The following is a 9,193-nucleotide window of genomic DNA, read 5'->3' on the forward strand; positions in this document are numbered from 1 at the left end:
GCTGAGATGATGACATCGCCTTGAAAAGCCAGGGCGCGAAGTATATCCGAACCCAAAAAGAAAGCCAACCCTGAAAAGGGCTGTTTCGTTATTCACGTATCACCATTGGCATTGTGGAGCAGGGTCACCAACCAAGGCGCCGAAATCGCCTTTGTTCGTCATGTGCATCACCCTAACGCTCAGAAGCGCCGATTTCGTTCCAACCATACAGCCGCTGCGCGTTACGGAGCAGCGATTGCGCCAGATCTTCAGGCCCCGAATTCCGCAACCGTGCCAGGGTGGCTAGTATCGACGGCAGGTACGCAGGAGAATTATGTCCCGCCTCGACGCCCGCTGGCGCCATATCAGGCGCGTCCGTCTCAAGGATCAGCGCATCAACGGGCAACCGGGCGATGGTATCCCGGGTCTTTCGGGCTCGCTGATGGGTAATGACGCCGCCAACACCGATGAAGCAACCGAGGTCAATCAGCTTGGTAGCCTGCTCATAGCTGCCCGAAAACCCGTGCACCAACACCCGCCCTGAAAAGCGCTTGCGCCGCAGCACCTCATAAACCTCGTCGTGGGTTTTAACGGAGTGAATAACCAGCGGCAAATGCAATAGCGCAGCAATATCTACCTGCCCTTCAAACAAGGCGTACTGGTCTCGCATGTCACCGTGGAGCCTATCCAGGCCACACTCCCCCAAGGCTACACAATGACCTGGACGGTCTTCGAGCAAGCCTTGCAATGCGTATAAGTCGTCGGCGGTATGCTCAGCCACATACCAGGGATGGATTCCGAGACAGTAGTAGAGCCCATCGTATTCCGATGCAATGCGACTCACCCTGCTCCAGTCGGGCCGTCGAACGCCGGGAATAACGAGATTCGACAGACCACCGCTGCGAGCGTCCTCAAGCACTGCCTTGCGACGCCCATCAAACTCAGGGAAGTCAAAATGGCAATGAGCATCAATGAGTCGCATCCACTCACTCCTGCCTACTAGTGCTCCCGTGTTTTATGGAAGCTGATCTCAGGATAGCGCTCCTGGGCCAATTGCAGGTTGACCATCGTTGGCGCGATGTAGGCCAGTCGGTCGCTGCCATCCAGAGCCAGGAAATCGTTAGCCTTGCGCTCGAACTCATCCAGTTTACGCTCATCAGAGGCCGTTACCCAGCGTGCCGTTGCGACATTTATCGGCTCATACACCGCCTCTACCTTATATTCACTCTTGAGCCGACTGACCACCACATCAAACTGCAGGACACCCACCGCTCCCACGATCAGGTCGTTGTTTCGAAGCGGGCGAAAAACCTGCACCGCGCCCTCTTCCGCAAGCTGGATCAAGCCCTTTTGCAACTGCTTGGACTTGAGCGGGTCCTTCAGGCGAATACGACGGAACAGTTCCGGTGCGAAATTGGGGATGCCGGTAAATTTCATATCTTCACCACCAGTGAAAGTATCCCCCAACTGGATGGTGCCGTGGTTGTGAAGGCCGATAATATCGCCGGCGAACGCCTCTCCCGCATGCTCCCGGTCGCCTGCCATGAAGGTCAGCGCATCGGAAAAACGAACCTCTTTGCCGATCCTCACATGACGCGCTTTCATGCCCTGATTGTAACGCCCTGACACGATCCTTAAAAAAGCCACCCGATCCCGGTGCTGGGGGTCCATATTCGCCTGAATCTTGAACACGAAGCCCGAGAAGACATCCTCTTCCGGTTTCACCAATCGCTGATCGGTTTCACGCGGTTGCGGTGTTGGAGCCCACTCCACCAACCCATCAAGCATGTGATCCACACCAAAATTGCCCAGCGCAGTACCAAAGAACACCGGCGTGAGCTCGCCCGCGAGGAAGGCCTCCAGGTCGAACTCATGAGACGCCCCTTTCACCAGCTCAATCTCGTCCCGGAGATCACCAGCGTAGCCTCCCAGGACCTCATCCAGCTCAGGATTCTCGAGCCCCTGGATCACCCGTTTTTCCTGGATGGCATGGCCCTGGCCGGATTTATACAGAATCACTTCATCCCGGGCCAGGTGATAGACACCTTTAAAATTCTTCCCCATACCGATGGGCCAGGTAATCGGTGCGCAGGCGATTTTGAGGACATCCTCAACCTCATCCATCAACTCCACAGGATCACGCGTATCACGGTCCAGCTTGTTCATGAAGGTCAATATTGGCGTGTCCCGCAGTCGGGTTACTTCCATCAGCTTGATCGTGCGTTCCTCAACACCTTTGGCGCTGTCGATCACCATCAGACACGAGTCCACCGCTGTTAGCGTGCGGTAGGTATCTTCCGAGAAATCTTCGTGGCCAGGCGTATCCAGGAGGTTGACCAGGCGCCCGCCATATGGGAATTGCATCACCGAGGTGGTGACGGAAATGCCACGCTCCTTTTCCATCTCCATCCAGTCGGATTTTGCGTGCTGCCCCGACTTCTTCCCCTTGACCGTGCCGGCTTTCTGGATGGCCTGCCCAAACAGCAGAACCTTCTCTGTAATGGTAGTTTTACCCGCATCCGGATGCGAGATAATCGCAAACGTGCGGCGCTGGGATACTTCGCTGGCAAGGCTGGTCATAATTGGTAACAACCTGGTTCGGAGAGACTGAAAAAACGGACGTCATTATAGGGATATTAAGGCACTGACGCGAACCCGCATCCGTTGAGAGCGTGCCCGATCTAACCGCGGAATTTCGAGGGACTATCCGCCCAAGGGTAATGCCATGACCAGCGCATCTTCTCGCTCGCGGCCAGCAGGGTAGTAGCCCTTCCTGCGGCCAATCACGTCAAAACCTTCCGCCGCGTATAAATCAATTGCTGCGCGGTTGCTGGCGCGCACCTCCAGCAAAACCTGGCTCATGCCATCCCGCGCCGCCTCTAGCACAAGGTGCCGAAGCAAACGGCGCCCTCTGCCACTGCCTTGTTTAGCCGGCGCCACGCACAGATTCAGCAAATGGGCTTCACCCACCATATAAGCCACGACGGCGTACCCACTGAGCCGCTGCCCCCACGAGAGCGCCCAGAGCCGATAGTCTGGCCGAAAGCATCCTAAAAAAACGGACTCGCTCCAGGGGAAGGAGTAGCCCTGGGCTTCGATATTGAGGACGTCAGGCAGATCCTCCTGGTGCAACGCCCGGATCGTGAGGTCAGCGCTCTCTATTTTGCGGTATAGATCCTGCCCCACAAGTCAGCCCCCGACGGTGGACTTCAGTTGCTGCCAGAGCTCACGCTTGTAAGCGGGCACGGCAGCCAATTCGGCAAGAGTATGGGAGAAGTCGACAGCGGCATCACCCAGCGCATCGTCAAGCAATACAGCTCTTTCTGACGGAGAATCGTTGGCCAACACTCCGAGCAACACCACTTTGCGGGCACCGAAATCATTGGCCAGGGAATGAAGAGTGTCGCGGAAATTGTCGGCACTGTTCCCCGGAACTCGCAGATTTCCAAATACCGGCCAGCGAAGCTCGCTCCCTTTCTCAATCCGGGTTTCACCGACCGCTGCCAGGATGTTTTTTGCCAGCGTGTCTTGAAGCCGCGTGCTGGCCTGATCGGATACACCACTGATCAGCACAAGCCGCTCTGAGAACCAGAATCCAAGGTGGGCGTGAATCTGACGGGGCAAGTCCCCAACAGCGTTCAATGTTTTGTCGGACGACACGTCGGCCGGTGCCTCCGGCTCAGCGACAACCGGCGTTTCCAGAGCTTTTTCGGGCACCGGCACGTCAGTAGGTTCCGGCGTGTTGTCGGCCATCAACGCCTGAATGCCGGCGATTCGGCCCTTGCCGACACCATCAACCTTACGCTGAGGAACCGACGGACGCGCCGGAACCGGAGGCGGCGCAATTGCGGCAGCGTCCAGCTCCGGCTCATCATGCTCGGGAAAGGCGAACTCAGGGCTCGGAGCGGCACCGGGTAACGCTTTCCTGGCGTACCAGAGGTGAATTCCCGCCTTGCCCAGGTAAAATTGACGCTCTGCCTCTGGCATCATCTTAGTGCTAACCTCCTTCGCCTGCCCTGTTCAGACATCAGCGCCCTGCGGGTGCTGTCGTACACCGCCTCGGCTGATCAGGTTCAGGGCCTCAATGTACGCCTTTGCGGAGGCGATAATGATATCGGTATCGGCGCCGATGCCGTTCACAATTCGACCACCGCGCTCCAGGCGTACCGTTACTTCCCCTTGGGCATCAGTACCGCTGGTAATGTTGTTCACGGAATAGAGCTGCAGGTTACAGCCGGAGTCTACCAGAGACTCAATGGCCTTGAAGGTGGCGTCAACGGGCCCGCTGCCTTCAGCCTCTACCTTGTGCTCCCTGCCATCCACCAGAAGGGTCAAGCGAGCCCGGGGAATAACACCAGTCTCAGAGCACACCTGCATGGTAACAAGCCCATAGCGGCCGTCTTCTTCCTTCTGCCGGGTATCGCTGGCAATCGCCTGAAGGTCTTCATCGAAAATCTCATGCTTGAGATCAGCCAGCGCCTTGAACCTGGTAAAGGCTTCATTCAGCTCTGTTTCGGTTTCAAACTGGATACCGAGTTCCAACAGACGGGAACGGAAAGCATTGCGACCGGAATGTTTGCCCAGCACCAGACTGTTGGTGTGCCAGCCCACATCCTGAGCCCGCATGATTTCGTAGGTTTCCCGATGCTTCAGGACGCCATCCTGATGGATACCCGATTCGTGGGCAAAGGCGTTTGCGCCAACGATCGCCTTGTTAGGCTGTACCGGAAAGCCGGTGATGGTCGATACCAATCGAGAGGCAGGCACAATGTGCTGAGCATCTACCCGGGTGTCGATGGTGTAAAGATCCTGACGGGTACGAACCGCCATCACAAGCTCTTCAAGAGAAGCGTTTCCTGCGCGCTCGCCGAGCCCGTTGATGGTGCATTCCACCTGTCGGGCGCCGCTGCTAACAGCAGCAAGGGAGTTTGCAACCGCAAGCCCAAGGTCGTTGTGACAGTGAACGGAGAACACGGCTTTGTCGGCATTCGGAACACGGTTCAGCAACTGACGGATGGTCTCCCCAAACTGTTCCGGAATGGCATAGCCCACTGTATCCGGAATATTGATGGTTGTTGCTCCGGCCTTGATTGCCGCTTCGATAATGCGGCACATAAAATCCAGTTCTGACCGACCGGCGTCTTCGCAGGAAAATTCAACGTCGTCTACATGACTGCGGGCACGCTTAACGGATCTGACGGCCTGCTCAACCACGTCATCCGGCTGCATCTGCAGCTTGTACTGCATGTGAATCGGAGACGTCGCAATAAAGGTATGGATACGTCCGCGCTCGGCCGGCCTTATGGCCTCCGCGGCACGGTCAATGTCCTTGTCCAGCGCCCTGGCAAGGCTACAAACGGTAGATTCCTTGATAGACTCCGCAATCGACTTTACCGCCTCGAAGTCACCCTGGCTGGCGATCGCAAAACCCGCCTCTATGACGTCAACCCTCAGCTTCTCGAGAATGCGGGCAATGCGCAGTTTCTCCGCCTTTGTCATCGTTGCGCCGGGGCTTTGCTCACCGTCACGCAATGTTGTGTCAAAAATAACCAGGTGATTGTTCGCAGGCATTGCGCTCTCCATCGGGGCAACTGAAGACCAGTTTCTCAAGGAGTATATCATCGATTGCGGTGCCGACGGGGCGGGTATAGCGTTTAGCCCACGATGTTCATCCAGGCCAGCCAGAGCAGCAAACCGTTGAGCACCAGAGAGATAACCGCGATGAAGCGCCAGTTTTCCGGTGGCACACGGTCAACAAGTGGGCGCCATACAGTGGGCGTCAGCGCCGGGTTGGGATGCCCGAGATCCTGCAGGAATTCCGAGAGCGAAGGGTATCTCGACTCCGGCCTAAAGGAGACAGAGCGTTGCAGGCAGGCATCCAGCCATACGGGTAGGTCCGGGTTGAATTCGCGTATGCTGCGGTAGCGCAAACGTCGACGGACGGAAGGCCTGGGAGGTTTCGCATAGGGAAGCTGACCGGTCAACAGCTCATAGGCAATCACCGCCAGGGAATAGCGGTCAGAGGCCGGTGTTGCTCGATCACCTTCAAGGCACTCCGGCGCAGCGTAGCTCTCGGTTCCCAGGCAGCCCTCCTGCCCCCACGGCACATCAATCTCCTCAATCCCGCGAATTCGTACCGCGCCCAGGTCAATGATTTTAACTGTCCCGTCTCTGGCAATCAGTACGTTTTCTGGCTTGAGGTCCTGGTGAACCATTTCAAGACGGTGCAGAGCCCGTAAGCCGATGGCAATCTGCTGAATAAGATTCCGCACGTCGGCAGGCGTTGGCAGCGGGTTGTCGCTCATCCACTCGCGTAGCGTCGGTCCCTGAACATATTCGGTGACACAATAAAGAAAGTGTCGGTGCTGAGGCGGCTCAATAAACCGGACAATATGAGGACTGTTTACACGGCGCCCCACCCAGCACTCGTTGAGAAAACGGTCGATATAAGCCGGATCATCCACAAAGTTCGGCGACGGCGTTTTGATAATCACCGGCTCACCGCCGGCGTCGGGGCTGGCAAGGTAAACCTGGGTGCGGCGGCTGGCATGGATCTCCCTGACGATCCGATAACCGTCGAGCCTTTGCCCGGGTTCCAATGGCGGCGGGAATGCCAGTGACGTCAGCCGTTCATAATGAGCCTCAACGTCTTCCACCGGCAGGTGCTCAATATTAAGTACCTGAGCACTCAAGTTGTCTGGACTCCCAGCGGAATAGGCTGCGTCCACCAGCGCCCTGGCGACCTCATCCGCGTCACCCTCCGCTGCAAGTCCGGCCATAACGACTGGGTCGAGATACCCGTGCACACCGTCAGTGGTCAATAACAAACAATCACCGGGCAGAAGGTTTGCCCGGAATACATCAATTTCGACATTCAGCTCTGCACCCATAGCTTTTGTCAGCGCGCCTCTATCGGCGCCTACAACGGCATGATGATCTCTGGTCAGGCATTCCAGTTCGCCGTTTCGAACAAGGCAAACCCTACTATCCCCCACGTGAAATACATAGGCTCGATTATTCTTGATGACGACACCGCTAAAAGTACACACCATCGCATGGGCATCTGCATGGCCGGCGAGACCACGACCGTGCAACCATCGATTCAAGGCCCCAAGGACACGACCGGCCGCAGTTTCAACGGCCCAGGAGTCCGGCGTACTGTAGTAGTCGTGCAGAAATCCTTTTACGCAGGTCTCAGCCGCTTCACGGCCCGCGGCGGAAGCACTCACCCCATCGGCAATAACAGCAGTAACACCCTTGAGAACGAGAGCCTCACCGTCCGGATACCGAATACCCAGGCTGTCCTGATTCTCGGCTTTCCGGCCGGCGACACTGTATTGGCCGGCCTGTAATTGGAGGCGACCACTCACGTTACGTCAATCATTCTGACTGACCCATCCGGCATTACCTCGCTTGTTTGCGGATCAGGTTCATCCATGAAGATCATCACCAGGGTCATGATTGCCAGAGCAATTGCTCCCAACACCAGGAAGAACTGCTCTGAGGGCACCAGGGCCAATACAACCAGGAAAACAACACCTCCTACGTTGCCGTAGGCACCTGCCATCCCCGCAACCTGGCCAGTCAGACGACGCTTCACCAACGGCACCGACGCATACACGGCCCCACACCCGCCTTGCACAAAAATCGAGCAGAGCACAACCAGAGCGACAGCCACTGGCAAAGGCCAACTACTATCAATTCTTGCCATGAAGAAGTACCCAACCGCGATTCCGGCCAGCATCAGTATCGTAATCAGTTTCCGACCATAGCGGTCCGCAAGGTAGCCGCCGCCGGGGCGCCCAAACAGGTTCATCAGAGCAAAACTCCCGCCGAGCATCCCTGCCAACATGGGAGAGATATCAAACGTATCCAGGAAGTACAGCGGCAACATGGAGACCACCGCCAGTTCCGATCCGAAGCTCGCCATATATACGAGATTTAGAAGCGCTACCTGCTTGAACGGGTAACGATCAAATGCCGGCACAGGCCTTTGAAAGACGTGACCGTTTATCTGCCAAATCCGCAAGAACTGGACTGCCGCCATCACCCCTATCGCACCATAAAGAAGATAGGTTGTCGGAGCCCCCAGCATACCGAGCTTATAGGGCCCCAGTTGCCAAACAATCAACGCCAAAGCAAAGAACAGCGGCAGGTTCATTGCCACGTAAAGGACGAAATCACCCTTACTGGTTACTTCCATCGCACCGCCCCGCTTTGGCTTGAAGTAAGTCGAACCTTTTGGCGTATCGCGAACCAGGGTGAAGAAAACCGCCGCATAGATAATTGCGATAACGCCGGTCGTGCCTACCGCCCAGCGCCATCCGTTATCGCCACCGAACCACAGCGCGAGTGCCGGCAATGAAAGCCCGGCAAACGCAGCTCCAAAGTTACCCCAACCGCCATAGATACCCTCAGCCAGTCCCAGCTCCTTCGCCGGGAACCATTCACTTATCAGACGGATACCCACAACAAATCCCGCACCAACAAAGCCCAACAAGAATCGGGTGACTGCGAGCTGTTCAAAGGTTGTGGAGAGTGAAAATGCGATACAGAGAAGCCCTGACACAACAAGGACCAGGCTATACACACGGCGAGGGCCGAGTGCATCCACTAACATACCGATAAGAATTCGAGCTGGTATCGTCAATGCCACGTTGAGCAGCAACAAGGTATTTACTTCCGAGGCTGACAACCCGAACTGATCTCGAATAGAAGACATTAGGGGGGCGTGATTAAACCAGACCAGGAAGCTTATAAAAAACGCTACCCAACTCAGGTGAAGAACTTTGATCCTTCCTACGAAAGAAAAGAATCGAAAAGAGGTATCGCTCATACGTTGGCCTGTAAACATGCGGAATTTGCCAACAGATCGTGAGGAAGGTTCTAAGGGAGGGGCCAAGTGTGGCGAACTATCAAAGCAAAACAGGAATGGCCGACACCTTCACTTCCTTCTAGCGGCGTCGTTGCCGGAACCTGTTGGAGCCTAAATCTAGACCAGACACATGAGCAATATATATTCCATCATACTTTTAACCTTTAAAAACAATACGTTGGGACCCCACCAGAGGCGACATCCCTTAAACAATGCACCAATACTGAGCAATCTGGGCGGCACCGCACCACTATAGGTTATTGTTCGTTAGTTTTTTACAGGCAATAAAAAACCCCCGTCGGCGAAGCCGCGGGGGTTTTGGTATTAAGAGCCTGACGA

7 protein-coding genes are annotated in these 9,193 nt (G+C 56.0%); all 7 read right to left on the reverse strand.

Going from position 1 to position 9,193, the window contains the following annotated elements; translation table 11 throughout:
• Positions 1–172: 172 nt before the first annotated feature.
• The 7 genes from B3M52_RS01135 to B3M52_RS01165 all read right to left on the reverse strand — a co-directional run bounded on the left by B3M52_RS01135 (position 173) and on the right by B3M52_RS01165 (position 8,815).
• Positions 173–961 carry a TatD family hydrolase gene (locus B3M52_RS01135; RefSeq protein WP_286748556.1) on the reverse strand — a complete coding sequence of 263 codons (789 nt, stop codon included), beginning with the start codon at positions 959–961 and terminating at the stop codon, positions 173–175.
• Between the two features lie 17 nt (positions 962–978).
• Entirely contained in the window at positions 979–2,559 is a 1,581-nt protein-coding gene (gene prfC, locus B3M52_RS01140) for a peptide chain release factor 3 (RefSeq protein ID WP_286748557.1), read from the reverse strand.
• A 123-nt stretch (positions 2,560–2,682) separates the two neighbouring features.
• A complete protein-coding gene (gene rimI, locus B3M52_RS01145) occupies positions 2,683–3,165 on the reverse strand; it encodes a ribosomal protein S18-alanine N-acetyltransferase (RefSeq protein WP_286748558.1) in 483 nt (160 codons plus the stop codon).
• Positions 3,166–3,168: 3 nt separating this feature from the next.
• Positions 3,169–3,969: a 2-isopropylmalate synthase gene (locus B3M52_RS01150; protein ID WP_286748559.1), complete on the reverse strand. Its 801-nt coding sequence runs from the start codon at positions 3,967–3,969 to the stop codon at positions 3,169–3,171.
• A 30-nt stretch (positions 3,970–3,999) separates the two neighbouring features.
• Positions 4,000–5,550: a 2-isopropylmalate synthase gene (locus tag B3M52_RS01155; protein WP_286748560.1), complete on the reverse strand. Its 1,551-nt coding sequence runs from the start codon at positions 5,548–5,550 to the stop codon at positions 4,000–4,002.
• A gap of 83 nt (positions 5,551–5,633) precedes the next feature.
• Positions 5,634–7,349: a bifunctional protein-serine/threonine kinase/phosphatase gene (locus B3M52_RS01160; protein WP_286748561.1), complete on the reverse strand. Its 1,716-nt coding sequence runs from the start codon at positions 7,347–7,349 to the stop codon at positions 5,634–5,636.
• Positions 7,346–8,815 carry an MFS transporter gene (locus B3M52_RS01165; protein ID WP_286748562.1) on the reverse strand — a complete coding sequence of 490 codons (1,470 nt, stop codon included), beginning with the start codon at positions 8,813–8,815 and terminating at the stop codon, positions 7,346–7,348. Before B3M52_RS01165 ends, B3M52_RS01160 begins: the two co-directional genes overlap by 4 nt.
• Between the last annotated feature and the right edge of the window lie 378 nt (positions 8,816–9,193).

The sequence above is a fragment of the Marinobacter sp. UBA2688 genome (genome assembly GCF_002352785.1).
Taxonomy (GTDB): Bacteria; Pseudomonadota; Gammaproteobacteria; order Pseudomonadales; family Oleiphilaceae; genus Marinobacter; species Marinobacter salarius.

Excerpts from the sequence above, each read along its gene's own strand:
- B3M52_RS01150 (WP_286748559.1), bottom strand. The coding sequence starts at position 3,969 with ATGATGCCAGAGGCAGAGCGTCAATTTTACCTGGGCAAGGCGGGAATT.
- B3M52_RS01165 (WP_286748562.1), bottom strand. The coding sequence starts at position 8,815 with ATGAGCGATACCTCTTTTCGATTCTTTTCTTTCGTAGGAAGGATCAAA.
- B3M52_RS01155 (WP_286748560.1), bottom strand. The coding sequence starts at position 5,550 with ATGCCTGCGAACAATCACCTGGTTATTTTTGACACAACATTGCGTGAC.
- prfC (WP_286748557.1), bottom strand. The coding sequence starts at position 2,559 with ATGACCAGCCTTGCCAGCGAAGTATCCCAGCGCCGCACGTTTGCGATT.
- B3M52_RS01135 (WP_286748556.1), bottom strand. The coding sequence starts at position 961 with ATGCGACTCATTGATGCTCATTGCCATTTTGACTTCCCTGAGTTTGAT.